The organism is Methylobacterium sp. 13MFTsu3.1M2 (assembly GCF_900112625.1).
In the GTDB taxonomy this organism is placed as follows: Bacteria; Pseudomonadota; Alphaproteobacteria; order Rhizobiales; family Beijerinckiaceae; genus Methylobacterium.
This window is the reverse complement of sequence record NZ_FOMM01000017.1, coordinates 19469-44523: the sequence shown is the minus strand read 5'-3', so window position 1 is coordinate 44523 and position 25055 is coordinate 19469. Positions and strand designations below refer to the sequence as shown.

26 protein-coding genes are annotated in these 25055 nt (G+C 71.6%); 6 read left to right on the top strand and 20 right to left on the bottom strand.

Features of this window, described 5'->3' with window-relative positions; translation table 11 throughout:
• Positions 1 to 148 precede the first annotated feature (148 nt).
• Entirely contained in the window at positions 149 to 337 is a 189-nt protein-coding gene (locus BM314_RS17670) for a con-10 family general stress protein (protein ID WP_010683678.1), read from the top strand.
• Between the two features lie 164 nt (positions 338 to 501).
• Here BM314_RS17670 and BM314_RS17665 read toward each other — a convergent pair whose 3' ends face one another.
• Together BM314_RS17665 and BM314_RS17660 are read right to left on the bottom strand one after the other, a co-directional pair.
• The gene (locus BM314_RS17665) at positions 502 to 864 is read right to left on the bottom strand and encodes a hypothetical protein (protein WP_091979261.1); all 363 of its coding nucleotides are present in this window, start codon (positions 862 to 864) and stop codon (positions 502 to 504) included.
• Positions 865 to 1340: 476 nt separating this feature from the next.
• A complete protein-coding gene (locus tag BM314_RS17660; protein WP_012321915.1) occupies positions 1341 to 2144 on the bottom strand; it encodes a response regulator in 804 nt (267 codons plus the stop codon).
• A gap of 174 nt (positions 2145 to 2318) precedes the next feature.
• Here BM314_RS17660 and BM314_RS17655 point away from each other — a divergent pair, with 174 nt between their 5' ends.
• Positions 2319 to 2657 (top strand): NepR family anti-sigma factor, encoded by a 339-nt coding sequence (locus BM314_RS17655; protein ID WP_234081943.1) that lies wholly within the window; start codon positions 2319 to 2321, stop codon positions 2655 to 2657.
• Positions 2658 to 2805: 148 nt separating this feature from the next.
• Here BM314_RS17655 and BM314_RS17650 read toward each other — a convergent pair whose 3' ends face one another.
• Complete coding sequence (locus tag BM314_RS17650; RefSeq protein ID WP_007568853.1) at positions 2806 to 2982, bottom strand: DUF1328 domain-containing protein; 177 nt, start codon at positions 2980 to 2982, stop codon at positions 2806 to 2808.
• Between the two features lie 205 nt (positions 2983 to 3187).
• On the opposite strand from BM314_RS17650, the gene BM314_RS30645 reads away from it, so the two are divergent.
• Together BM314_RS30645 and BM314_RS17645 are read left to right on the top strand one after the other, a co-directional pair.
• Positions 3188 to 3364, top strand: a complete 177-nt coding sequence (locus tag BM314_RS30645; RefSeq protein WP_020090884.1) for a hypothetical protein — start codon at positions 3188 to 3190, stop codon at positions 3362 to 3364.
• 227 nt (positions 3365 to 3591) lie between these two features.
• Positions 3592 to 4512, top strand: a complete 921-nt coding sequence (locus tag BM314_RS17645; protein ID WP_020090885.1) for an MBL fold metallo-hydrolase — start codon at positions 3592 to 3594, stop codon at positions 4510 to 4512.
• 13 nt (positions 4513 to 4525) lie between these two features.
• On the opposite strand, the gene BM314_RS17640 is transcribed toward BM314_RS17645, so the two are convergent.
• Together BM314_RS17640 and BM314_RS17635 are read right to left on the bottom strand one after the other, a co-directional pair.
• Positions 4526 to 5305, bottom strand: coding sequence for a DUF1499 domain-containing protein (locus BM314_RS17640; protein ID WP_026604580.1), 780 nt, complete (start codon positions 5303 to 5305; stop codon positions 4526 to 4528).
• A 67-nt stretch (positions 5306 to 5372) separates the two neighbouring features.
• Positions 5373 to 7205 carry an AsmA family protein gene (locus BM314_RS17635; protein WP_091979400.1) on the bottom strand — a complete coding sequence of 611 codons (1833 nt, stop codon included), beginning with the start codon at positions 7203 to 7205 and terminating at the stop codon, positions 5373 to 5375.
• Between the two features lie 307 nt (positions 7206 to 7512).
• On the opposite strand from BM314_RS17635, the gene BM314_RS17630 reads away from it, so the two are divergent.
• Positions 7513 to 8253: a CoA transferase subunit A gene (locus BM314_RS17630; protein WP_020090888.1), complete on the top strand. Its 741-nt coding sequence runs from the start codon at positions 7513 to 7515 to the stop codon at positions 8251 to 8253.
• 24 nt (positions 8254 to 8277) lie between these two features.
• The gene (locus BM314_RS17625) at positions 8278 to 8940 is read left to right on the top strand and encodes a 3-oxoacid CoA-transferase subunit B (RefSeq protein WP_042671934.1); all 663 of its coding nucleotides are present in this window, start codon (positions 8278 to 8280) and stop codon (positions 8938 to 8940) included.
• 361 nt (positions 8941 to 9301) lie between these two features.
• Here the strand turns inward: BM314_RS17625 and BM314_RS17620 are convergent, their stop codons facing one another.
• The 15 genes from BM314_RS17620 to BM314_RS17550 all read right to left on the bottom strand — a co-directional run bounded on the left by BM314_RS17620 (position 9302) and on the right by BM314_RS17550 (position 25000).
• Positions 9302 to 9595 carry a formate dehydrogenase subunit delta gene (locus tag BM314_RS17620; protein ID WP_056527622.1) on the bottom strand — a complete coding sequence of 98 codons (294 nt, stop codon included), beginning with the start codon at positions 9593 to 9595 and terminating at the stop codon, positions 9302 to 9304.
• 9 nt (positions 9596 to 9604) lie between these two features.
• Complete coding sequence (gene fdhF / locus BM314_RS17615) at positions 9605 to 12466, bottom strand: formate dehydrogenase subunit alpha (RefSeq protein ID WP_091979259.1); 2862 nt, start codon at positions 12464 to 12466, stop codon at positions 9605 to 9607.
• A gap of 10 nt (positions 12467 to 12476) precedes the next feature.
• Positions 12477 to 14036 carry a formate dehydrogenase beta subunit gene (locus tag BM314_RS17610; protein WP_091979257.1) on the bottom strand — a complete coding sequence of 520 codons (1560 nt, stop codon included), beginning with the start codon at positions 14034 to 14036 and terminating at the stop codon, positions 12477 to 12479.
• A complete protein-coding gene (locus BM314_RS17605) occupies positions 14033 to 14506 on the bottom strand; it encodes a formate dehydrogenase subunit gamma (RefSeq protein ID WP_091979255.1) in 474 nt (157 codons plus the stop codon). Before BM314_RS17605 ends, BM314_RS17610 begins: the two co-directional genes overlap by 4 nt.
• A 394-nt stretch (positions 14507 to 14900) precedes the next feature.
• Positions 14901 to 15557, bottom strand: coding sequence for a glutathione S-transferase family protein (locus BM314_RS17600; RefSeq protein WP_020090894.1), 657 nt, complete (start codon positions 15555 to 15557; stop codon positions 14901 to 14903).
• Positions 15558 to 15653: 96 nt separating this feature from the next.
• Positions 15654 to 16118: a cytochrome c-type biogenesis protein gene (locus BM314_RS17595; protein WP_020090895.1), complete on the bottom strand. Its 465-nt coding sequence runs from the start codon at positions 16116 to 16118 to the stop codon at positions 15654 to 15656.
• Entirely contained in the window at positions 16118 to 18118 is a 2001-nt protein-coding gene (locus BM314_RS17590; RefSeq protein ID WP_091979252.1) for a heme lyase CcmF/NrfE family subunit, read from the bottom strand. The genes BM314_RS17595 and BM314_RS17590 overlap by 1 nt, the downstream gene beginning before the upstream one ends.
• Positions 18119 to 18128: 10 nt before the next feature.
• Complete coding sequence (ccmE, locus tag BM314_RS17585; RefSeq protein WP_020090897.1) at positions 18129 to 18641, bottom strand: cytochrome c maturation protein CcmE; 513 nt, start codon at positions 18639 to 18641, stop codon at positions 18129 to 18131.
• Positions 18642 to 18855: 214 nt separating this feature from the next.
• The gene (ccmI, locus tag BM314_RS17580) at positions 18856 to 20343 is read right to left on the bottom strand and encodes a c-type cytochrome biogenesis protein CcmI (protein ID WP_091979250.1); all 1488 of its coding nucleotides are present in this window, start codon (positions 20341 to 20343) and stop codon (positions 18856 to 18858) included.
• A 219-nt stretch (positions 20344 to 20562) separates the two neighbouring features.
• Complete coding sequence (locus tag BM314_RS17575) at positions 20563 to 21981, bottom strand: ATP-binding protein (protein ID WP_020090899.1); 1419 nt, start codon at positions 21979 to 21981, stop codon at positions 20563 to 20565.
• A gap of 15 nt (positions 21982 to 21996) precedes the next feature.
• Positions 21997 to 23157, bottom strand: a complete 1161-nt coding sequence (locus tag BM314_RS17570; RefSeq protein WP_091979248.1) for a 2-methylaconitate cis-trans isomerase PrpF family protein — start codon at positions 23155 to 23157, stop codon at positions 21997 to 21999.
• On the bottom strand, positions 23154 to 23831 hold the full coding sequence (locus BM314_RS17565; protein WP_012321897.1) for a response regulator transcription factor: 678 nt from the start codon (positions 23829 to 23831) through the stop codon (positions 23154 to 23156). Before BM314_RS17565 ends, BM314_RS17570 begins: the two co-directional genes overlap by 4 nt.
• 35 nt (positions 23832 to 23866) lie before the next feature.
• Complete coding sequence (locus BM314_RS17560) at positions 23867 to 24238, bottom strand: PepSY domain-containing protein (RefSeq protein WP_020090901.1); 372 nt, start codon at positions 24236 to 24238, stop codon at positions 23867 to 23869.
• Between the two features lie 197 nt (positions 24239 to 24435).
• The gene (locus tag BM314_RS17555) at positions 24436 to 24654 is read right to left on the bottom strand and encodes a hypothetical protein (protein WP_091979247.1); all 219 of its coding nucleotides are present in this window, start codon (positions 24652 to 24654) and stop codon (positions 24436 to 24438) included.
• A gap of 1 nt (position 24655) precedes the next feature.
• Positions 24656 to 25000, bottom strand: coding sequence for a hypothetical protein (locus BM314_RS17550; protein ID WP_091979245.1), 345 nt, complete (start codon positions 24998 to 25000; stop codon positions 24656 to 24658).
• Positions 25001 to 25055: the final 55 nt, after the last annotated feature.

The following is a 25055-nucleotide window of genomic DNA, read 5'->3' as shown; positions in this document are numbered from 1 at the left end:
CAACCAAGGTCGAATGTCGACCAACGCGGCACACAAGTCGGGGTTGCTGCCAAGCTTAGCTGTCGGAAGCTTGAGCAGGTCTCGGGACAGGAACCTTGGTTATTGCTGAAGGTTGTTGCGGGGTGAAGCGAAGCCTGAGGAGGAACTGATGGCGTCCGGAAATTCGACCTCGAAGCGAGGCTTTGCCTCGATGGACCTGGAGCGGCAGCGCGAGATCGCCAGCAAGGGCGGCCGCAGCGTTCCGGCCGAGAAGCGCTCCTTCTCGCAGGACCGTGAGCTCGCCTCGTCCGCCGGCCGCAAGGGCGGTCAGTCCACGGGGACCGGCCGGGCCGAGTGAGGCCGCTGCCGTTCCGTACCGCGTAGCGGCGCCGCGTCCCTCGGGACGGGCGCCGTTTTCGTTTCAAGTTTAGGCCGCGGATCGCGATCCAGGGCCGATCCACACAGCAGAAGGCCCCGCCGAGACGGCGGGGCCTTCTGATTTCCAGTCCTTGTCGGCGCCGATCAGGAAATGCAGCGGCCGGGGGTCATGCGGCGCGCCTCGGGACCGACCAGGGAGCTCAGCGCCGCTTCGCACCCCTCGCGCATGCGCCGCGGCGGCTGCCGCAGGATCGGCTTGATCTCCAGATCCTGCGCCTCGCCGGCAACCGGGGCGTTCCGGCTGTCGAGGCGCTGCACCCCCGCCACCCGCGTCGGGCTGATCGACAGCGACACAGGTCGCATCCCGGGCAGCGGCACCGAAATGGTCTGCGCGGTCGGGACCGGCATCGTCCACCGATCCGCCGTTTCGCGAACCACCGGCTGGACCAGAACGGTGAGAAGAGCCGCAGGAGCACTCACGCCCAGGATGAAACCAGACCGCAGCATCGCCCCGACCTCATTGCGAGAGCTTGACAGGATGTTCGTACAACGCGCCCTGCAATCGCAGGTTCCTAGACTGTCTCGTGTCTACGAAGCCTGAGTATTCGAACGCAGCTCGGCTGTTGGTGCGGCGGCGCACGCCCGCTATCCACAGCCCCGGTTCGTTGCAGAAAAAGCACGCCTCACGAAAAAGCGCCCATTCTGGAACCTCCCGCGCCGGCACCCGTTCTCTGTGCACCCGGCCACCTGGTCCTCCCCGCATTCCCCTTGTGCATCGGCCGGAACCTTCGCGACGGGCTGGAGCTCTCTCCGGCCCGTTTTTTTGTGCGCGGCGACCGACGAGGGCGTGCGGACCGACAACGAAAAAGCCCCGGCGTGAGCCGGGGCTTTTTCGTTGTCGCCACTCTCGGTCGCGGACGCCCCGGGTCACTCCCGGGGCGAACCGCCAAGCCTGACCTCAGGCCGGATCTCAGGCCGTCAGCTCAGGCCGTCTTGGCTTCCCGCCGACGAGCGGTCTGCTGGAAGAACAGCGCCTGGCTGATCACCGCCGAGACGTTGGCGGGCTGGAACGGCTTGGCGATCAGGAACGCCGGCTCGGGCCGCTCACCGGTGAGGAAGCGCTCGGGATAGGCGGTGATGAAGATCACCGGCACCTCGAAGGATTTCAGGAGGTCGTTCACGGCGTCGAGACCGGAGGAGCCGTCGGCGAGCTGGATGTCGGCCAGGATCAGGCCGGGGCGCTTGCCCTCGCCGGCGATCTTGATCGCTTCGGTGCGGGTGCGGGCGACACCGATGACGTTGTGGCCGAGACCCTCGACCAGCGCCTCCAGATCCATCGCGATCAGGGGCTCATCCTCGATGATGAGGATCTCGGTCGCCATGTCGGCGGCGAGCTCGCGACCAGCCTCGTCCACGAGGTCGCGAACCTCGGACACGTCGACGCCCAGAATGATCGCCGCGTCCTCCTCGGAGAAGCCCTCGAGGCAGGAGAGCAGGAAGGCCTGGCGCGGCAGCGGGGTGATCTGGCCGAGGCGGACCTCCGCCGGCAGGTCGTGCTGGACCTGCTCGCTGCGGCCGTTGACCGAGAGCGAGTTCCAGATCCGCGTGAAGACGCGGAACAGGTCGGCCTTGATGTTGGTGCTGCGACCGAGCGTGTCCGGCTCGTTGACGAGGGTCTCCAGGGTGGCGGCGACGTACGCGTCACCCGCCACTTGGCTACCCGTGAGCGCGCGCGCGTAGCGGCGCAGGTACGGCAGGTGCTGTACCACGAGTTGCGATGTCGACATTCGATCCCCTGTGCCTCGCCGTGTTGCCCGGCCGCGAACGCCTCGATCCGTCACCGAGGGCCTGCCGGGGCCGGCTTTCTGTCCTGCGCAGCCTACCGCCCAACGCGGAGGCCCGCACTCCGTTCCACCCCCCAGCGGAACCGATGCCGGCGCGCAGGCGTTGCCGGCGCAGCCATGGCGTATGTCGAGCCGCAGCACAATGCGGCCGGGCCGACTTCGGCAACAAGGGGCGTGTTGATGGTGGACCAGGGAAAGGAGGCCGGTCTTCGCGCGCGCGATCCGCACGTCGAGACCGCTTCGGATCGCTTGTCGGAGTCCGAGAACAGCTCCGGCGGTACGGCCGCCTCCGACCCGTCCGACCGCTCCAGGAGCAAGGGCGGCCTCAGCGATCAGACCCGGAACCGCATCGCCGCGCAGCTGCGCGCGATGTACGACACGGTCACGCAGCAACCCGTACCCGACCGCTTCGCCGAACTGATCGCCAAGCTCGACAGCGCCGACCGCAAGGCCTGAAACCGCTCGTCCCGTGACCGGGACAATCTACCCCTGCAACGGCGCGATGGCAGCGTCGCGATGGAAAAAGCCGCCGCCCTGCGGCGACGGCTCTTCCGTGGGTCCGTGCGCCGGCCCGCTGAACGGGGCCGGCCGCTCCGGCCCTCGGTCAAAGTGTCGGCGAACGGCCCCGCATCAGGCCGACGACGGCCGAGATGGCGAACAGGACGATCGCTACGAAGAAGACCAGCTTGGCCGCCTCCATGGCGGTTCCGGCGATGCCGCCGAACCCAAGCAGAGCGGCCACGAGAGCGACGACGAGAAAAGTTACGGCCCAACCGAGCATGGTTCGTATCCTTAGAAAGTACCAACGCGGGCGGGCCGCGTCGTTCTGAACACGAAAACGCCAAGGTTTCGCTCCGGTTCCGCCCCCATCGCGAAGTCCTGTGAGTCCCCGCGGGCGCGAGCGCCGGCCGCGACATGGGGTGACGGAACGAGACAGGGGCGTTAGCGTTCGAAGATAGGTCTTAAGGCTCGATCCGGGATTTGCGATGCTGCAATCTGCCAAGAGTGCCGTTCGATCGAAGGCCGCCGCGATGGCGGCGCGGGTGACCGAGATCGTCGACAGGGCCGGCGACGCCCTGCGCGCGGCCGCGCTCGGTCTCATGCCGGCACCGGCGCCCGTACCGGTCCGCGTGCGCGCACGCGGACCGCGCCGGCAGGACTGATCGCGGGACGCGCGCGACCCCGGAGCGGACGCGACCCCGTCCGCGTCCCTCACAGGCGCCGGACAGCATCACCCCTGCGTCAGGATCACCGGCAGGACAGCGGGCAGGTCCTGCCGCCACCCCAGAATGCCTCGCACCGCGGCCTCGCATCCCCTAGGCCTTGAGGGCGATTGCCACGCGGCCGCGAACCGTCCAAGGAACCGCCGTATCGATCGCACGGGATCGCGATGGCGGACACCGACGAGACCACCCTGACCTTCGATCCGTCGATGCCTCCGGCCGGCCGGCTGGACCGGGTCGCGCCACTGATCCGCCGGCGGGTCGCGCCGAACGGAGGCCCGTTCACGGCGAGCGGCACCTGCACCTACGTGGTGGGCCAGGATCGCGTCGCGGTGATCGATCCGGGCCCGGACGATCCGGCCCATGTCGAGGCGCTGCTTCGGGATCTCGGCACCGAGCGGGTCGAGGCCATCGTGGTCACCCACACCCATCGGGATCACTCGCCCGGAGCAAGGCTGCTCGCCGCGCGCACCGGCGCGCCGATCGTCGGATGCGCGCCGCACAGGGCCGCGCGGGCCCTGTCGGAAGCGGAGACCCCGATGCTCGACGCGAGCGCCGACCGGGCGCACGCGCCGGAACGGATCATGGTGGAGGGCGACGCCGTGTCCGGCCCGGGCTGGACCCTCGTGGCCGTCGAGACCCCCGGGCACACGATGAACCATCTCGCCTTCGCGCTGCCGGAGGCGCGGGTGCTGTTCTCGGGCGACCACGTCATGGCGTGGTCGACCACGATCGTGGCGCCGCCCGACGGCGCGATGCGGGCCTACATGGACTCCCTCGACAAGCTGCGCGGGCGCGACGAGACGGTCTACTGGCCGGGCCATGGCGGACCGGTGCGCGAGCCCGCCCGGTTCCTCCGCGGGCTCGCCGGGCATCGCCGCCAGCGCGAGGCGGCGATCCGCGCGCGGCTGGCCGCCGGCGACGGGCGAATCGCCGACATCGTCGCTGCGATCTACCAGGGGCTCGATCCCCGGCTCCGCGGCGCGGCGGCGCTGTCGGTCTTCGCCCACCTGGAGGATCTGGTCGGACGTGGGCTCGCGTCCTGCGACGGCGCCCCCCGCCTCGACGGCACCTACGCGCCGGCCTGAGAGGCGCGGCGGCTCACTTCACCGCGAGAGCGAGGTTGGCGACGTCGTCGAGATAGGCCCGGATCCGGTCGGCATTGCTGCCGAAATCGCGGCCGCCGAGCCGCGAGGCCGAGCGCACGTCGATCCGCGCCCCGTCGGCGCGGGGGCGGATGCGCACGGTGACATCGTCCGGCAGGTTGAGGACCAGCCCCCGCGCCACGGCCTCGATCCGGCCGTTCCCGGTCCGGCCGCCCGGCCGGATCGCCTCGACGATCTGCCAGTGCCGCTTCAGGGCAGCCTGCCGGGCGAGTTCGAAGGCCTCGTCGGCGCCGATATCGAGGGTCAGCGGCGCGATCTGCGGGTAGGCGCCGCGCTGGCTCTCGCGCGCAGCCGGGCTCGGGTCCGCCGGGTAGCGCCCGCCGCGGGCCGCGAAGGCCGCCCGCGAGCGCGAGAAGGCCGGCGGATTGTCGATGTCGGTGGTGATGTCCGAGAGGGCGGGAAGACGCAGGCCGCGCAGGCCCAGGAAGGCGGGGTAGCCGAGAACCGCCAGCGCCAGGATCAATCCGGCGAGGGCGGCCCCGAGACCGCGGGCGCCCTCGCGCCAGACCCGCACGAAGGCGAAGATCGCGGCCGCAGCCGCCAGCAGCGCGACGCCGAGCCCGGCCACGAGCGCCACGAGGGCGGCGTCCGTGTCGGAGCGCGGATCCCGGACGAGGACCAGGGCGATCCCGGTGGCGATGACGGAGAACACGGCGAGCCGCCGGGCCAGCGGCCCCGCGCGGGTCACGGGTTCCTCGATGAGCAGGCGGCGCATGGGGATCATGAAGGCGTTCGAGGCCCGATCTTAGAGCTTGGCCGGAGCCGGCGCCATGGCGCCGCGGTCACGGCGCGTACGCGCGGGCGTTGCCGGGCAGGCCGAGCGTGGCGGGCAGTTTGAGCGGGTCGGGGAGCATCGCGCCCCCGTACCGGCCGACCGGGTCGGGGATCTCGCTGTGCGCGACCGTCTGAGCCGTCAGGGCGCTCCAGGGCCCAGTCACCGCGAACAGGATCCCGCGGGAGGAATCGCCGGGCGGACGCAGGACGAGGTCGCCCTTGGCATCGAGCCGACGCTCCGGCAGCGAGACTTGGCCGTGCAGGGTCGCCCCGACGCTCGGCCCCAGGAGACCCGACTCGGCGATCTCGCCCACGCCGTCGGCGAAGCGCAGCGTCACCACGGCCCGCTCGAAGGCCGTCCGGCCGTTGCGGCGCGCCAGGGCGCCGGACGCCACCGCGCCGTTGCGGTGGATGACGTCGGCGAGGTCGAGGCCCGCGATGGCACCACCGTCCATGGCGAGCGTGGCCCGGCCATTCAGGTGCGCCAGCAATCCGACCGTGTCCCGGGCCCTGGATTCGAGGGCGAAATGCCCCTGCACGGGCCCCACCACCCAGCGGGCCGCGCCGATCTCGCCGAGCAGCGCGCCGAGGTCGACGCGGTCGAGGCTTCCCTGCGTGCGCAGTTCGGTCGCGGCCGGATCGGACCCGCTCGTCAGGTTGACGCGCCCCTTGAACGTGCCGTCCTGGATCCGGGCCCGGTTCACCGCGACCTCCAGGGCGGCCTCCCGCACCAGGACGCTCGCCGCCAGATCCTGCACCCGGACGGCGCCGGCGCGCCCCTCGGCCGCCGACAGGCGAAGGTCGAGGTCGCCGCGCGTGAAGGGCGCCAGGGCGATCGACGCGGGCGCGGGGTCGAGGAGCCGCGACAGATCCGCGACGAGAGGCGTGAGATCGAGCGTCTCGGCCGCCAGGGTCGCCTGCACCGAGAGGCGCGGCGCCTTGCCGGGCCCGAACGCGACGGCGCCGGCCCCCTCGAGCACGTTCTGACCCAGGCCGATGCGCAGGCTCGGCCAGGAGACGGACCGCTCGCCCGTCTCGAACCGGCCGTCGACTGAGAAGGCGCCGGCGAGCGGCGCCAGCGGCACATCGCGGCCGATCCAGGCCAAGCTCTCCGGCAGGGATCGCGTCTCGAACCGGACCTGCCCGGACATGACGGGCAGCGCGCTCCCCTCCGCCGGCGGCGCCACCGTTCCGTCCGCCGCGAGGCGGCCGTCCGGCCACGTGATCTCCACGGTGAACGGGCTCCCGCGGCGCTGGGCCATCTCGGCCGGACGCAGGTGGCTGAGGGCGATCCGGGTCGGAACGCCGCGCCAGATGAGGCTGGCGCGGCCCTCGGCGGCCTTGCCCCAGAGCGGCCACGCGATGTCGAGGTCGATGTCCCGGGCCGTGTCGCCGGCGGCGAGGCGCGCGTCGCGCACGACGATCCGGCGCGGCCGGGCCGTCTCGCCGGACCGGGCCTGCTCGGCGAGGCGCGCGAGGGGGGCGTCCCAGCCGGCGGGGTCGTCCGACAGCCGAGCGCCATCCAGGCGGAGGCCGCTCACCGCGGCGCGGCCGCCGAGGAGGCTCAGCGGGTCGAGATCGATGGTCAGACGGCCCTCATCCGCCAGGACCGGGCCGTCGGAACCGGCAGCGAGCCGGACGCGGTCGAGGGTCAGTCGCGGCCAGGGCAGCACCGCGAGGCGCGCGGGCCCCCGCAGCGTCAGCCCGAGTCCGTAGGCGTCGAAGGCGCGGCGGGCGAAGGCCGTGGCCCGGCCATCCTCCAGGGGCCAGTCGCGCAGGCCGAGGCCGGCCGCGATCAGGCTCCCGAGAGCGAGGATGAAGATCGGGCGGCGCAGCGACATCATGCTCCGAGAGGGCGGCGGCTGTGGCCGGAAGCCGGGCGCCGCGCCGGCCCCTCGGGCTGCCACGGCCCGGCAGGGTCTGCACGTCGAGTGGGCAACTTAGCGTCCCCGGCCGGTTTTGTCTGCCGCGCCCGCGCAGGGCCGCCCTGCCCTCCCCAGCGCAGTGCCGGTTACGGATCGCCCGGGACCGCGCCGGCCGGTGCGGTGCACCACTGGATTTCGCGCGCGGAATCGGGAAGAGCAGGCGCGAGGACACGCGCGTCCCGAGGTTTCGGCCGGTCGGGTCCGGCGGGAAAAGGACGGTTCGATGAAGAAGGTCTACACGGATGCCGCCGCGGCCCTGGCCGGCCTCCTGCGCGACGACATGATGGTGATGTGCGGCGGCTTCGGCCTCTGCGGCATCCCCGACGAGCTGATCGAGGCGGTGCGCCTCTCCGGCGTCAAGGGCCTCACCGTCGTGTCGAACAATGCCGGCATCGACGGGGTCGGTCTCGGCAAGCTCCTGGACACCCGCCAGGTCGCCAAGATGATCTCGTCCTACGTGGGCGAGAACAAGGAGTTCGCCCGGCAGTACCTCGGCGGTGAGCTGGAGATCGAGTTCAACCCGCAGGGCACGCTGGCCGAGCGGATCCGCGCCGGCGGCGCCGGCATCCCGGCCTTCTTCACCAAGACCGGCGTCGGCACCAAGGTCGCCGAGGGCAAGGAAGTCCGCGAGTTCGACGGCGAGCAATACGTCATGGAGCGCGGCCTGTTCGCCGACCTCGCCCTGGTCCACGCCCACACGGGCGACACCGAGGGGAACCTGCGCTACCGGATGACCGCGCGCAACTTCAACCCGATGATGGCCACCGCCGCCAAGATGACCGTGGCGCAGGTCGAGCACCTCGTGAAGCCGGGCGAGATCGATCCGGACACGATCCACACGCCCGGCATCTTCGTGAAGCGCATCATCGACGTCGGGCAGCGCGACAAGCGCATCGAGCAGCGCACCACGCGCAAGCGCGGCGACAGCACCCCGGCCGCGGCGGCCGGCGGCGGCACGCACTGATCGGACGGGAAGGGAGCGAGAACGATGGCCTGGACCCGCGAGCAGATGGCGGCGCGCGCCGCCAAGGAGCTGGAGGACGGCTTCTACGTGAACCTCGGCATCGGCATCCCGACGCTGGTGTCGAACTACATCCCCGAGGGCATGTCGGTGCAGCTCCAGTCGGAGAACGGCATGCTGGGCATGGGCCCCTTCCCCTACGAGGGTGAGGAGGACCCGGACCTGATCAACGCCGGCAAGCAGACGATCACCGCTCTGCCGACGACGAGCTACTTCTCCTCGGCGGATTCCTTCGGGATGATCCGCGGCGGGCACATCAACCTGTCGATCCTCGGCGCCATGCAGGTGGCCGGCAACGGCGACCTCGCCAACTGGATGATCCCCGGCAAGATGGTGAAGGGGATGGGCGGCGCCATGGACCTCGTGGCCGGCGTGAAGCGCGTGGTCGTGGTGATGGAGCACGTCGCCAAGAACAAGGACGGCACCGAGAGCCCGAAGCTGCTCAAGGCCTGCGACCTGCCGCTCACCGGCACGCAGGTGGTCGACCTGGTGATCACCGATCTCGGCGTGTTCGAGATCGACAAGAAGGGCGACGGCGGCATGAGACTCATCGAGCTCGCCGACGGCGTCACCGAGGACGAGATCCGCGGCAAGACCGAGGCCGACTTCACCGTCGCCCTGAAGAACTGACGTCTCGGGGCCCGGCGGCCGGCGTCGCCGGGTCCGCCGGGTGGGAGACGGCCGGGCACCCGACCGTCCCGCAGTGCCGCCGCCCAACGCCTTTCCACATCGGCGCAGGCGGTTCTCGGTTCAGACGGCGCGCTCCGTCGTCGCGAGCGCAGCGAAGTGACCCAGGGTCGCGCCATCGTGGAGAGCGGGGCGCTGTTGGATTGCTTCGCTCCGCTCGCGAGGACGGCGGAACCGGTCGGTGACCCGGAAACCGCATCGAACGCCAGGCACCCCCGCTCCCAGTCGGGACAGGGGTGCTTCGCGTGATCGCCTGCCGGCCAGGCGTGGCGCGGGCTGAGGGTCCAGCCCGGCCTCGGGCGGATCAGCCGGCGTCGCTGGCGCCCGCGCCCGCGAGTTGCGGATTCCGGGTCGCGGGCCGCACCGGGCTGTCGGCCGCCGGTTCCTCGCCCCGCAGCGCCCGCCGCACGTAGCCGTCTACCCGGTCGCCCTGCTCCGGCAGGGCGGCCTCGAGATGCGCGATCATCTTGGGCGTCCAGAACGCCTTGATGTGCTTCTGGATCCCGGCGACCGCCTCCTCCTCCGGGTAGGACCGGAAGAAGGTGGCGATCTGGTTGGCCATGCGGACGAGCTTGTCCGCCTGCGTCACGGCGCTCATCGGTTACTCTTACTCTGCCGCGTCGAGGGTCTGGGCGATCCGGGTCAGGGAGAAGTCCTCCTCGTAGAACTTCGCCTGCCAGTCGGAGGGCCGGTTGGTCCGCCGGACCTGCACCGCCGTCACCTTGTACTCGGGGCAGTTGGTCGCCCAGTCCGAGTAGTCGGTGGTGATGACGTTGGCGCCGGTCTTGGCGTGGTGGAAGGTCGTGTAGACCACGCCGGGCTGCATCCGCTCCGAGATCTTGGCCTTCAGGGCGATGTCGCCGGAGCGGCTCTCCAGGGCGACGAGGTCGCCGTCGACGATGCCGCGCAGCTCCGCGTCGAACGGGTGGATCTCCAGCACGTCCTCCTCGTGCCAGCGCGAGTTCTCGGTGCGCCGGGTCTGCGCGCCGACATTGTACTGGGACAGGATCCGGCCCGTGGTCAGGATCAGCGGGAACTTCGCGCCCGTCCGCTCCTCGGTGGCCACGAACTCGGTGATCATGAACCGGCCCTTGCCGCGGACGAACCGGTCCACGTGCATCATCGGCGTGCCGAGCGGCGCCTTCTCGTTGCAGGGCCACTGCACCGAGCCGAGCTCGTCGAGCTTGGCGTAGGACACGCCGGTGAAGCTCGGGGTGAGCGAGGCGATCTCGTCCATGATTTCGGACGGGTGATTGTAGTTCATGGGGTAGCCGAGGGCATTGGAGAGCAGCACCGTGCCCTCCCAGTCGCCGTAGCCGCCCATCGGGGCCATGACCTTGCGGACCCGCGAGATGCGGCGCTCGGCGTTGGTGAAGGTCCCGTCCTTCTCGAGGAACGAGGCGCCCGGCAGGAAGACGTGGGCGTACTTGGCGGTCTCGTTCAGGAACAGGTCCTGGACGACGATGCACTCCATTGCCATCAGGCCCGAGGTCACGTGGTGCGTGTCGGGATCCGACTGGGCGATGTCCTCGCCCTGGATGTACATGCCCTTGAACGTGCCTTCGACGGCCTCGTCCAGCATGTTGGTGATGCGCAGGCCCGGCGCGTTGTCGAGCTTGGCGCCCCAGAGGGCCTCGAAGCTCTCGCGGGTCGCGTCGTCGGAGACGTGGCGGTAGCCGGTGAGCTCGTGCGGGAACGAGCCCATGTCGCAGGAGCCCTGCACGTTGTTCTGGCCGCGCAGCGGGTTCACGCCGGCGCCGAGCTTGCCGATGTTGCCGGTGGCCATGGCGATGTTGGCCATGCCCATGACCATCGTCGAGCCCTGGCTGTGCTCGGTGACGCCCAGCCCGTAGTAGATGCCCGCCGCGCCGCCCTTGGCGTAGAGCCGGGCCGCCCCGCGGACCTCCGCCGGGTCGAGGCCGGTGAAGGACTGCTGGCTCTCCGGGGAGTGGCGCTCGTCGGCGATGAACCGGGCCCAGGACTCGAACTCGGCGAGGTCGCAGCGCTCGCGGACATAGGCCTCGTCGATCAGCCCCTCGGTGACGATCACGTGCGCCAGCGAGTTGATGAAGGCGACGTTGGAGCCGGGCTTCAGCGGCAGATGATAGTCGGCTTTGATGTGGGGCGACTTCACGAGGTCGATCTTGCGCGGATCGGCGACGATCAGCTTGGCGCCCTCGCGCAGCCGCTTCTTCATCCGCGAGCCGAAGACCGGGTGGCCGTCGGTCGGGTTGGCGCCGATCACCAGGATCACGTCGGACTTCTCGACCGACTTGAAGTCCTGGGTGCCGGCCGAGGTGCCGAGCGTCGACATCAGGCCGTAGCCGGTCGGCGAGTGGCAGACGCGGGCGCAGGTGTCGACGTTGTTGTTGCCGAAGGCGGCGCGCACGAGCTTCTGGACGAGGTAGGCCTCCTCGTTGGTGCAGCGCGACGAGGTGATGCCGCCGACCGAGTCCTTGCCGTACTTGGCCTGGATCCGCTTGAACTCGGAAGCCGCGCGGTCGATCGCCTCCTCCCAGGACACCTCGCGCCACGGATCCGTGATCTTCTCGCGGATCATCGGCTTGGTGATGCGGTCCTTGTGGGTGGCGTAGCCGTAGGCGAAGCGGCCCTTCACGCAGCTATGGCCCTCGTTGGCCTTGCCGCCCTTGTAGGGGACCATGCGGACGACGCGCTCGCCCTGCATCTCGGCCTTGAACGAGCAGCCGACACCGCAATACGCGCAGGTCGTCACCTCCGCGTGCTCGGGCTGGCCGTACGCGTGGATCGACTTTTCCTGGAGCGTCGCGGTCGGGCAGGCCTGGACGCAGGCGCCGCAGGAAACGCACTCGGACTCGAAGAAATTGGTCGGGCCGGCGGCCACGCGGCTGTCGAAGCCGCGGCCCGCGATGGTCAGCGCGAAGGTGCCCTGCACCTCCTCGCAGGCGCGGACGCAGCGGTTGCAGACGATGCACTTCGACGGGTCGTAGGTGAAGTACGGGTTCGACTCGTCCTTCGGCAGGTACTTCTCGGAGCTCGGCCGGACGTGGTTGTCGCCCTCGTAGCCGTAGCGCACGTCGCGCAGGCCGACGACGCCCGCCTGGGTCTGCAGCTCGCAGTCGCCGTTCGCCGCGCAGGTCAGGCAGTCGAGGGGATGGTCGGAGATGTAGAGCTCCATCACGCCCTTGCGGAGCTTGGCGAGCTTCTCGTTCTGCGTGTGAACCACCATGCCGTTCTCGGCCGGGGTCGTGCAGGAGGCCGGGGTGCCGCGCCGCCCCTCGATCTCCACGAGGCACAGGCGGCAGGAGCCGAACGGCTCCAGCGAGTCGGTGGCGCAGAGCTTCGGGATCTGCGTGCCGGCCTGCATCGCCGCCGCCATCACCGAGGTACCGGCCGGCACCGTCACCGACATGCCGTCGATCGTCAGCGTCACCGTCTGCTCGCTGACGCGGATCGGCGTGCCGTAGTCGATCTCCTTGATCAGGCCCATCGACGTCTCCTCACTCGGCCGCGGCCGGCAGATCGCCGGCGCGCCTGAAATCCTCGGGGAAATGGGTGATCGCGCTCATCACCGGCATGGGCGTCAGCCCGCCCATGGCGCAGAGCGATCCGTCGGTCATGACCTCGCAGAGATCCTCGACCAGCTTGAGATTCGCGTCCGGCCGGATGCCGGCGATCACCTTGTCCATGGTCTCGACGCCGCGGGTCGCGCCGATGCGGCAGGGGGTGCACTTGCCGCACGACTCGGTGGCGCAGAACTCGAAGGCGAAGCGGGCCTGGGAGGCCATGTCGACGGTGTCGTCGAACACCACGATGCCGCCGTGGCCGACGAGGCCCTTCTTGGCCGCCATCGCCTCGTAGTCGAGGGGCGTGTCGAGGAGATGGTCGGGGAAGTAGGCCCCGAGCGGCCCGCCGACCTGCACGGCCCGGACCGGCCGGCCCGAACGGGTGCCGCCGCCGAAATCCTCGATCACCTGCCGGAGAGTGATGCCGAAGGCCATCTCGATCAGGCCGCCGTGCTTGACGTTGCCGGCAAGCTGGATCGGCAGGGTGCCGAGCGACCGCCCCATGCCGTAATCGGCGTAGGCCCTGGCGCCGTTCTCCAGGATCCACGGCACGGCCGTGAAGGTCATGACGTTGTTGACCAGCGTCGGCTTGCCGAGGAAGCCCTTGAGCGCCGGGATCGGAGGCTTCGCCCGCACGATGCCGCGCTTGCCCTCCAGGCTCTCCAGCAGCGAGGTCTCCTCGCCGCAGATGTAGGCGCCGGCGCCGAGGCGCACTTCCAGGTGGAAGGTCTTGCCCGAACCGAGGATGTTGTCGCCGAGCACACCGGCCTGGATGCCGTTGGCGATCGCCTCCTTGAGGGTGGCGAAGGCCTGCGGGTACTCGGAGCGCAGGTAGATGTAGCCGCGGGTGGCGCCGGTCGCGACGCCCGCGATGGTCATGCCCTCGATGAGGTTGAAGGGGTCGCCCTCCATCATCATCCGGTCGGCGAAGGTGCCGGAATCGCCCTCGTCGGCGTTGCAGACCACGTATTTCTGGTCCGCCTTGGCGAGCATCACGGTGTTCCACTTGATGCCGGCCGGGAAGCCGGCACCGCCCCGGCCGCGCAGGCCGGAATCGCGCACCGCCGCCACGATGCCTTCGGCATCGAGCTTCAGGGCGGCCTCGAGGCCGCGGTAGCCGCCATGGGCCCGGTAATCGTCCACGGAGACCGGGTCGACCACGCCGCAGCGGTGGAAGGTCAGGCGCTGCTGCCGGGCGAGGTAGGGGATCTTCTCCGGATCGCCGAGGCGCAGGGCGTGGTCGCCGCCCGTGGTCAGGCCGGCATCCAGCAGGGCATCGACGTCCTTGACCGTCACCGGCCCGTAGGCGACGCGCCCCTCGGGGGTGCCGACCTCGACCATCGGCTCCAGCCAGAACAGGCCGCGGGAGCCGGTGCGGACGATGGTGACGTCCAGGCCGCGGCGCTCGGCGCCGGCGAAGAGGGCGCGGGCAACCTTGTTGGCGCCGAGCCCGAGGGCGACGGCGTCGCGCGGAACGTAGAGCGTGACGCTCACTGGCGCACCTCCGTCAGGGCAGCTTCGAGGGCGTCGGCGGTCAGGTGCGCGACGGGCTCACCGTCCACCAGCGCGGCGGGGCCGTTGGCGCAGAGGCCGAGGCAGTAGACCGGCTCAACCGTGGCGCTGCCGTCGGCGGTGGTCTCGTGCCAGCCGCAGCCGAGGCGGCCCAGGATCTCGCGGTGCAGCTTGTCTGAGCCCATGGCCTGGCAGGCCTCGGCCCGGCACAGCTTCACCTCGTGGCGGCCGGCGGGGTGCGCCCGGAAGTCGTGGTAGAAGGTGATGCAGCCATGGACTTCAGCGCGCGACAGGTTCAGCGCGTCCGCGATCAGCGGCACGGCACCGGAATCCACGTAGCCGAAGGTTTCCTGCAGCGCGTGCAGGATCGGCAGCGTGGCCCCCTCGAGATGGGTGTGCTCGGCGATGATCCCGGATGCGCGCTCCGCGCTCCAGGGCTCGTGACGCGACATGGTTTCCAGCCCAGTCTGTTCCTGTTCTAATGCGAAGAGGAACAGAAATGCCGAATGGCATCAATCGCGCTGTCCGGTCGGGCGACAAAGGACGTTTGTCGAGCTGTAACGCGCAGGCCTGAGGAGCGGAGCCATTTCGTTAACCTGTTGCCACAGCGCGATTTTTCAAATCCGATCGGCAGTCAGGATTTGTCGCGTGCGTCGCAACATAAATTTGTGCCCTGCAAGAAATTGCATTCCGCCACGTCGGGTCCGGAACATCCGCTCAGAGCCCTCCGTCCTTGCAGGCGGAGCGAAGCAGTCCAGGGCAGCGCGACCTCGGCAAGCGTGGCGCGACTGGATTGCTTCGCTCGCAAGGACGGTGGCGGGCTCCAAGACGGCAGCCTCGGCCGCGTCAGAACTCCATCTCGAGTTCCTCGATCTCGTCCGGCTCGTCGGCGGCGGCTTCCGCCCACTCGACCATCAGCGGCCAGTGCAGGATCGTGTCGCGGTAGGCGGCGGCGCGGGGCGGCAGCGCGACGTCGTAGGTGCGGAAGCGGGTGCAGACCGGGGCGAACATCGCGTCGGCGAGGCACGGCCGCGCGCCGAACAGGTACGGACCCTCGTAGCGGTCCAGGCAATCGTCGAAGATCGTGACGATGCGCTCGATATCGGCTTTGGCACCGTTGAACACGCGGAAATCGGGGTGGAAGGCGCGCAGGTTCATCGGCAGCGCCGAGCGCAGATTGACGAAGCCGGAATGCATCTCCCCCGAGATCGACCGGCAATGGGCGCGCTCCGCCACGTTGCCGGGCAGGAAGCCGGCCTCCGGGAAGGTCTCGGCGAGATACTCGGCGATCGCCAGCGTGTCCCAGACGACCACGTCGCCGTGGCGCAGGCGGGGCACCAGGAACGAGGGCGACAGGTGCAGCAGCTCCGCCCGGGTGGTGGCGTCGGTTCCGGACAGGACCTCCGTCCGGAAGTCGAGCCCGGCCATCCGGCAGATCAGCCAGCCCCGCAGGGACCACGAGGAGTAGTTGCGGCTCGAGATGGTGAGCGTAGCGGCCGTCATCGTCCTGCCCCGGGCGCGTCGCCGATCGTGCGGTCTGCGAGGCCCGATCCAAGACTCGTGCCGAACGGGGCGGGCGAATCGCTTCCGGCGGCGATTCTACTCCCGTCGCAGCAGCGCCGCGACCTCCGCCTGCTCGGCGGCCGACAGGTTCCGGGCCGGCGCGGGCGGACGGCGGCGCGCGAGGCGCCAGATGCCGAGCCCGCCGAGCAGGACCGCGAGCACCGGGGTCAGCCACAGTAGCAGGGTGTGCAGCGCGAAGACCGGGCGCAGCAGCACGAACTCGCCGTAGCGGGCCACGACGTAGTCGAGCACCGCCGTGTCGCTGTCGCCCTTCTCCAGCCGCTCGCGGACGATCAGGCGCAGGTCCTTGGCGAGCGGCGCGTCGGAATCGTCGATGGACTGGTTCTGGCAGACGAGGCAGCGCAGTTCGGCCGAGATCTCCCGGGCGCGGTGCTCCAGCGCGGGATCCTTCAGCACCTCGTCGGGCTGCACCGCCAGGGCCGGCAGTGACGCCAGCAGGGCGAGCGCGGCCAGCGCCGGGCGGAGCGAACGGCGCGCCATCACTCGGCCGGCACCGCGACCGGGAGCGGCCGCGCCTTCGCCTTGGCGGGGACGCCCACGCGCATCCGCCGGTCCGTGAGCGACAGGCCGCCGCCCAGCGCCATCACCACCGCCCCGAGCCAGATCAGCAGGACCAGCGGCTTGTAGTAGAGGCGCAGGCCGACGCCGCCGTCCTGCCCGATCTCCCCGAGGCTCGCGTAGACCTGGCTGACACCGTTGGTCAGCAGCCCCGATTCCGTCACCGCCATCTTGCGGCTCGGGTAGAAGCGCTTGCCGGTCTCGACCTTCCCGACCTCGTCGCCCCCGCGGGTGCGGATCGTCAGGTAGGCGGTGGCCTCCTCGTAGTTCGGTCCCTTGCGCGGCGCGACCCGGTCCAGGGTCGCCACGTAGGGCCCCGTCGCCAGGCTCTCCCCGGGCTTGAGGGTCGCCAGCCCCTCGGTGGCCCAGCCCTGCGCGGCGATGCCCAGCACCACCACGCCGACCCCGGCATGGGCGATGGCGGTGCCCCAGGCCGAGCGCGGCAGGCCGACGGCGCGGCGGCCGATCTGTCCGAGGGACCGGGCGCGGCTCGCCCCGTAGCCGCGGGCGCGGGTGACGATCTCCAGGGCGGACCCGATCAGCAGGTAGGCGCCGAGGCCGATCCCGACCGGCGCCAGCACCGGCCCGCCCCAGGTCAGCGCCAGCACCGCGAAGCCGACCACCAGGGCGACCGCCAGCGCGGCGAACAGGCGCTGGGCGGCGGCGAGCACGTCGCCGCGCTTCCAGGCCAGCGCCTGGCCCATGGGCACGATCAGCAGCAGCGGGATCGCCAGCGGCACGAAGGTGGAATTGAAGAAGGGCGGCCCGACCGTGATCTTCTCGCCCGTCAGCATCTCGAGCACCAGCGGGTAGAGCGTGCCGACCAGCACGGTGGCGCAGGCCGCCACCAGGAACAGGTTGTTGAGGACGAGCGAGCCCTCGCGGGAGATCGGCGCGAACAAGCCCCCCTGCCGCAGCAGCGGCGCCCGCCACGCGAACAGCGTCAGCGAGCCGCCGATGAACAGGATCAAGATCGCCAGGATGAAGACGCCGCGGGTCGGGTCGGTGGCGAAGGAATGCACCGAGGTGATCACGCCCGAGCGGACCAGGAAGGTGCCGATCAGCGAGAGCGAGAAGGTCAGGATGGCGAGCAGCACAGTCCAGACCTTCAGGGCGTCGCGCTTCTCCATCACCACGGTGGAGTGCAGCAGCGCCGTGCCGGCGATCCACGGCATCAGGGAGGCGTTCTCCACCGGGTCCCAGAACCACCAGCCGCCCCAGCCCAGCTCGTAGTAGGCCCAGTAGGAGCCCATCGCGATCCCGAGCGTCAGGAAGCACCACGCGGCGAGGGTCCAGGGCCGCACCGCCCGCGCCCAGACAGCGTCGATCCGCCCGTCGATCAGCGCGGCCACCGCGAAGGCGAAGCTGATCGAGAAGCCGACATAGCCGACGTAGAGGAGCGGCGGGTGGACCGCGAGACCCGGATCCTGCAGCAGCGGGTTGAGGTCGTTGCCCTCGAGCGGGGCCGGGATCACCCGGGTGAACGGGTTCGAGGTCGTGATGATGAACAGCACGAACACGAAGGTGATCAGCCCCTGCACGGCCAGGGTGTTGGCCCGCAGCCGCGGCGGCACCGAGTTCTTGGCCGCCACCACGCAGGCGCCGAACAGGGTGAGGATCAGGACCCAGAGGAGCATCGAGCCCTCGTGGTTCCCCCAGACGCCGGAGATCTTGTAGATCAGCGGCTTCTGCGTGTGCGAGTTCTCGACGACGTTCTGGACCGAGAAGTCCGAGGTGACGTGCGCGTAGGTGAGCGCCGCGAAGGCGAAGAGCACGCAGGCGAAGGCGCCGAGCGCCGCCTGCGAGGCGGTCTGGCGCAGGGCCGGATCGCCCGAGCGGGCGGCCCAGATCGGCATCACCACCTGGACGAGGGAGATCGCCAGCGCGAGCGCGAGGGCGAAGTGGCCGGTCTCGACGATCATGCGGGTTCCCTCACCGCTCGCTGCGGGGACCGAGGGTGCTGTCCGCCGCCGCGGTGGCGGGCTTCGGCGCCGGGCCGCCCTTGTTCGGGCCGCCCTCCTGCCAGCGCCCCTGCGCCTTCAGCGCGTCGGCCACCTCGCGGGGCATGTAGGATTCGTCGTGCTTGGCCAGCACCGTGTCGGCGCGGAACTGCCCGCCCGGCTCCAGCACGCCCTCGGCGACCACGCCCTGCCCTTCCCGGAACAGGTCCGGCAGCAAGCCCTTGTAGTGGACCTCGACGGTCTCGTTCGTGTCGGTGACGGCGAAATCGACCGTCTGGTCGGGGCCGCGCCTGAGCGAGCCGTCCTTCACCAGCCCGCCGAGCCGCAGGCGCGTGCCCGGGGCGATGGCCTGCTTGGCGATGTCGGTGGGCGAGCGGAAGAACACGATCGAGCCGCTCATGGCGTACAGCATCAGCCCCACGGCGAGCGCCAGGACGCTGCCGCAGGCGGCGATCAGGATCAGGCGGCGTTTCTTACGCGTCACGATACTTCCACCCCGCGGTCCGGCGCGCGGAGACCCGCCTCGACCGGAACCGTTCTCATTCTAGTCTTGAGGGTGTCGGCTCCAGGCGCCCGCGGGTCAAGGGCGGGCGTCGGGACCGATTGTCGTACGGACCGCTCCGCGGAGGCGGGCTCGCGATTTCGTGGCGCCGGGGAACGGGCGCGCCAGGGGTTCGGTGCGTCAGGGGTTCGGTGCGTCAGGGGTTCGGCTTGGCAGGAAGCTCCAGTTCCCGGGCGAGACCGTCGAGCCGCGCCACCGCCTCGCTGTTGGCGGCCAGCGCCATGCGGGCGCGGTCGAGGGCCTTCACCGCCTGGTCGCGCTCGCCCAGCGCGCTGTAGGAGCGCACGAGCCGCATCCACTCGTCCGGCGTGCCGCCCCGCGCGGCGAGGCGCCGGTCGAGACCCTCGACCATCCCGCGAATCGCCGCCTGCTGCTCCGCCTGCGGCATGGCGCGCACGGCCGCCATCGCGGCCTCCTTCTCGGCCTGGACGCCCGGTCCCGCCCGGCCCGATTCGGCCGGCGCGGGCGCCGCGCCCTCTGCGCCGAGACCCACGGCGCGGGCGCCCTGCTCGACCTGGGCGAGACCCTGCGGGTCGCCCGCGAGGGCCGTGCGCGCCCGGGCCAGGGCGTCGGTCGCCTGCGCGCGCTCGCCGAGGACCATCCGGGACCGGACGAGCCGCAGCCACTCGTCGGGGGTGCCGCCGCCGCTCTTGAGGCGGGTGTCGAGCCCGTCGACCATGCCGCGAATCGCCGCCTGCTGCTCGGCCGGGATCTCGGGGGCGGCCTGGGGCGTCGCGGGCGGGGGCGGCTCGCCCTTGAGGCGGGCGAGGCTCTGCTTGACGATCCCGAGCCACGGGGCGTTCGGCGGGCTGCTGGCCTCGAGCTCGGTGAGCTGGCGGATCGCCTCGCCGGTGTCGCCGGCCTGCTCGGCCGCGCGGGCGAGGTAGAAGCGCGGCTTGGGCGCGTTCGGCTCCTTGGCCTGCGCCTTCTCGAACAGCGCCTTGGCCTCGGGCGACACGGTGCCGTCGCCGGCCGCCGTGAGGGCCTCGCCCTGGTCGGCCAGGAGGTCGGCGGTCTCGCCCTTGATCCGCGCGAGGTGGCCGTAGGCGCGGGCGGCATCGTCGAATCGGCCGGTGCGCATGTAGACCGGGGCGAGCACGGCCCAGCCGCGCGCATCGTTCGGGTCCCGGGCAAGGCGCGCCTCGATCTGCCCGACCGCCTTCATCAGCTCGTCGGCGCCGCCGCGGGCGGCCTGCCGGTCGGCCTCGGTCTGCGCCGGCACCTCGGGCGAGCCGTAGAGCCCGTAGGCGATGAGCGCCACGAGGGGGATGGTGGAGAGCGCGAAGGCCGAGGCGGCGCGCCGGCGGCGCAGGCGCGGCTCGGCCGGGCGCGCGGCCTCCGCGATGCCGGAATCCTCGGCGTCGCGCTGCGCCTCGCGGCTCGACCGGAGCAGGCGGCGCGCCGCCTCGGCCTTGGCGGTCTCGGCCTCGTCGGGGGCGATCAGGCCGCGCTCGAGGTCGCGGTCGATCTCGGCGATCTGATCCTCGTAGAACGCCGTCTCGGTGGCGAGCCCGCTGCCGCCGGCCTCGCCGGTCGGCACGGCGGCGCGCCGCGACATCGGCCAGAGCAGGCCGAGCACGGCCGCCGCGGTCATGGCCGCCAGGATGAACCAGATCGCCGTCATGGACCTTATCGCCAACGGGCCGCACCGGCCCGCCCCTCCCCACGCCCTGTGGAGCCGGCGGCGTGATGCCACGACGCCTCCCGGCGGCGGCTCGGTGTCACGCAACTCTGTTGCGATGACAAGGCCCCGGGCGGGAGCCATGAGGCCGCGCGCCGCCTCCCGGCCCGTACCCGGACGCGGCCGGACGCGGCCGGACGTGCCCGGGCGCGTCCGACGGCCTCAGTGGGCGGCCGTGCCGACCGGCAGGTCCCCCGGCACCTCCAGCACCGCGCGCAGGCCGCCGAGCGCCGCCTGCTCCAGGGTGAAGCGCCCCCGGTACAGGGCGGCGAGGTCGGCCACGATCGACAGGCCGAGTCCCGAGCCGGGCTTCGATTCGTCGAGGCGGCGCCCCCGGCCGAGCACGGCCTGCCGGGCCTCCGGCGGCAGGCCCGGACCGTCATCCTCGATGGCGACGACGAGGTGGGGATAATCGTCCTTGCTCACCGCCTCGGCCCGGATCGCCACCCGCCCGTGGGCCCACTTGGACGCGTTGTCGACGAGGTTGCCGACCATCTCCTCGAAATCCTGGCGCTCGCCGCGGAAGCGCAGGCCCGGCGGGACGTGGACGTCGTAGGCGATGTCCTTGTCCCGGTAGATCTTCCCGAAGGTGCGCACGAGGCCGGCGAGCGCCGGCTCGACCTCTGTGGAGGTGCCGAGCGTGCCGGCGAGCGCCGCGGCGCGGGCCCGGTCGAGGTGGTAGTTGACCTGATCGCGCATCACCGCGGCCTGCTCGCGGATCTTCTGCGCGAGTTCCTCGGGGGCGTCGGAGGCCCCGACCTCGTTGACGATGATCGAGAGCGGCGTCTTCAGGGCGTGGGCGAGGTTGCCCACCTGGGTGCGGGCGCGCTCCAGGATCTCGCGGTTGGTCTCGATCAGGAGGTTTACCTCGCCGGTGAGCGGCGCGATGTCGCGGGGATAGGTGCCGGTGATGCGGTCGGCCTCGCCCCGGCGGACGGCACCGAGCGCGGCGCGCATCTTCTTGAGGGGCGCGAGGCCGAAGCGGATCTGCAGCAGCGTGGTGATCGCCAGCGACAGGCCGAGCAGGCCGAAGGTGATGGTCAGCGAGTTCCGGAACCGGTCGACGTCGTTGACGATCTCGTCGGCGGGGCCCGCGACCCGGACCGTGTAGCGGCCCTCCTCGCCGAGATCGACGTCGCGCTCCATGATGCGCAGGAGGCGTCCGTCCTGCCCCTTGCCGTAGCCCTGGCGGATCTGCCCGACCCCGACTTTCCCGTCGGAATCGGTCGCGGCCGGCAGCGGCACGCCCACGAGGGAGCGCGAGGTGCGCACGTCGCGCGGCTTCGCGTCGGGCTTGCCGACCTGCCAGTACCAGCCGGACAGGGGCAGGTCGAAGCGCGGGTCGCCGAGCGAGAAGGTCCGGCTCTCGGGGTCGTTGGGCGAGACGAGGTCGGTGGCGAGATTGTTGGCGAAGACGAGGAGCCGGCTGTCGAAGGAGCGCTCGGTGTTCTCGCGGTAGAGGGTCGTGAGGATCCAGGCCGCGATCAGCAGGATCGCGGAGCTCGAGAGGAACGCCGACACGGCGAGCCGCACCGCGATGGAGCGGCGGCGCAGGGAGAAGAGGCCGATGAGGTCGATCATGGATGCGTCGGTCGCTCAGACGGGCGGCGGCGCATCGTAGAACACCGCGCCGCGCATCAGCGGGCGCGCCGTGCGGAAGAAGGCGCCGCGCTCGGCCCGCCAGCCGTCGGCCCCGCGGGTCACGGCGGCGTCGGCGGTGAGGATGCCCGACGGCATGCCGACCCGCAGGGCCGCGTCGGCGGGGCGGGCAGCCTCGTGGACGAGGCTGCCTTCGAGCCGGGCGGCGACCGCGAGGCACAGGGTGGCGGTGAGCGGCAGCGCCTGGTGCGGCACGCCGTTGGAGATGACCCGGGCGGTCAGGTCGGTCTCGGCGGCGCGGATCGTGGCGCCGGAGAGGCTGCCGGAATCCTGCGGCGGCGCCACGAGGCCGACGAAGGGCACGTGGACGACGCGCGCTGCCGCCTCGAGATCGGGCGCGATGCCCATCGCCACGGAGCCGGCCTGCCGGATCCGCGCCAGCCGGTCGAGGAGGCCCGGCACGGCCTCCAGGGCGGCGGGCAGCTCGGTGCCGGCGAGGCCAAGATCGGCGGCGCGGACGAACACGCAGGCGTTGGCGGCGTCGATCAGCGAGGCCTCGATCGCGCCAAGGCCCGGCACGTCGAGCCACTGACGGACGGCGCCGGTCGGGAGCAGCCGGCCGGTCGTGGCGCCGCCCGGATCCAGGAAGTCGAGCTGGATCGGCGCGCCCGTGCCGGTGACGCCGGGGATCGCGAGGTCGCCGCGGTAGACGCTGCGGCCGCCCGCGGCCGCGAAGCCCGCCACGATCAGCTTGCGCGTGTTGGTGTTGAAGATCCGCAGCCGCACCGGGCCGTCCGGGACGTCGACGAGCCCCTCGTCGACCGCGAACGGCCCCACGGCGGCGAGCATGTTGCCGCAATTGCCCGAGAGGTCGATGCGGCCGTCCCGGACCACGACCTGCACGAAGGTGTAGTCGATGTCGGCGTCCGGCCGCGCGGAGCGCTCCACCACGCAGATCTTCGAGACCGACGAGACGCCCCCGCCCATGCCGTTGAGCTGCCGCCCGAACGGGTCGGGGCTGTCCATGGCGGAGAGGAAGGCCGGCTCCCAGGCGGCGAGATCCCCCGGCACGTCCCGGCGGTGCAGCATCAGCGCCTTGCTGGTGCCGCCGCGCATGAAGACGGCCGGCAGCGTGCCGGAACGCGCGGCCGCGCTCACATCCGCGCCGGCGGCTGGTTGGGATCCACGAGGTAGCCGAGGCCGCGGACGGTCTGGATCAGGTCCACCGCGAGCTTCTTGCGCAGGCGGCCCACGAACACCTCGATCGTGTTCGAGTCGCGGTCGAAATCCTGGTCGTAGAGGTGCTCGGTGAGTTCGGCGCGGGACACGACCCGGCCGGTATGGTGCATCAGGTAGGAGAGCAGCCGGTACTCGTGGCTCGTCAGCTTCACCTGGGCGCCGTCGACGAAGACCTTTCCGGAGCGGGTGTCGAGGGTCACCGGCCCGCAGGCGATCTGGCTGGTGGCGTGGCCGGCGGCGCGGCGCAGCAGGGCGCGCACCCGGGCCATCAGCTCCTCCATGTGGAAGGGCTTGGTGACGTAGTCGTCGGCGCCGGCGTCGAAGCCGTCGACCTTGTCGGACCAGCGGTCCCGGGCCGTGAGGATGATCACCGGGGTCTTCACGCCCGCCCGGCGCCACTTCTGCAGCACCGTGACGCCGTCGGCCTTGGGCAGGCCCATGTCGAGGATGATGGCGTCGTAGGGCTCGCTCTCGCCGAGATAGCCGCCCTCCTCGCCGTCATAGGCCTTGTCGGCGACGTAGCCGGCCTCCTCCAGCGCGGCCACGACCTGCCGGTTGATGTCCTTGTCATCCTCCACGACCAGCAGACGCACGGCTCACTCCCCTCCGAAACGGTCCCCGCGCCCGCTCAATACTGTCCCGCCACGGTGCCGGTGCGCGCGTCGACGATCACGTGCACGAAATGCCCGTCGCGGCGCAAGGCGGTGAGCATGTAGACGAGGCCGTCCGCGTGACGGCAGAGGCTCGCCCGCTGGATCTCGGCGCGGGGGATCACCGTCCGGGCCGCGCGGATCGCCGCGACCGGCGGGATCACCCGGCGCTCGCCGACCTCCTCGCGCAGGTCCGCGGGGGACAGGCAGCTCTCGATCCGCAGCGGCGGCTGGCTCGACACCGCGCCCGTCTGAGGGGCCGGCCCGTCGTCGGCCATGGAGCCGAGGCCGCCCGCGGCGAGGGCCGCGGCGGTCAGGCTGATGGCGACGAGGGCGATGGCGTAGCGCATTGGCAGACGATGTGAGCCCAGGGCACTGAATGCGTCCTGAATACGTGGCCGTGCGTCGCCCCCGGCGGTCGTCGGCGGCGGTCCGGACAGTCCCTTCGCGGTCGATTCGGTGGCGGGCGGCATCGTGCGGACATGACGGCCGAGGCGGCGCCCGGTTCCACGCCGCGCGCCGCTTCCCACAGGCGTCGCGGCCGGTCTCACGGTGGCGGCGCTGCGGCGGGACCGCAGGCCGCGGCGCGGGCCGGCGGCCCGGCCCGGCCGGTCCCCGCCGGCGCGGCCTGCGCGGCGCCGCCGGACCCCAGCGTCCAGGCAAGCCGGCCAACCGCCGCACCCTCGTGGACGGCGACCGTCACCGCCGCGGCGGCCGCCAGACCGAGCCACGCCCGGTCGAGAACCCTGTCCCAGCGCAGGCGCATCTCACCCTCCCGTCAGCAGCTTCCAGAGGGCCCGCAGGGCCGGGATATGCGCGGCGAGCCACGCGACCTGGTCGGAGAACCAGTGCGCGGCCGCCGCCGCGGCGACGAAGGCGAGCACCGTCGCGTGCTTGAGCCGGCGCAGGTAGCGGCGCAGCGCGCGGCGCTCGAGATGCGCGTCGACCAGCTCGTCGAGGGCGGCGAGGCGCGGCTCGGACTGCCGGGCGAACCACGCGTGCCAGACGGGCGGGAAGCGGATCGTCCGGGGCCGCCCGCCGAGGGCGACACCCGCGCCCTCGGCGTCCTGGGGGGGCGCGGATTGCCGTGCCTCGGTGCGGAGGGGCTTCATGGTGACGATCCCTGTTTCGAGGCCCCCCGCGCCGCCGAAGCGGCGATGCCCGGCT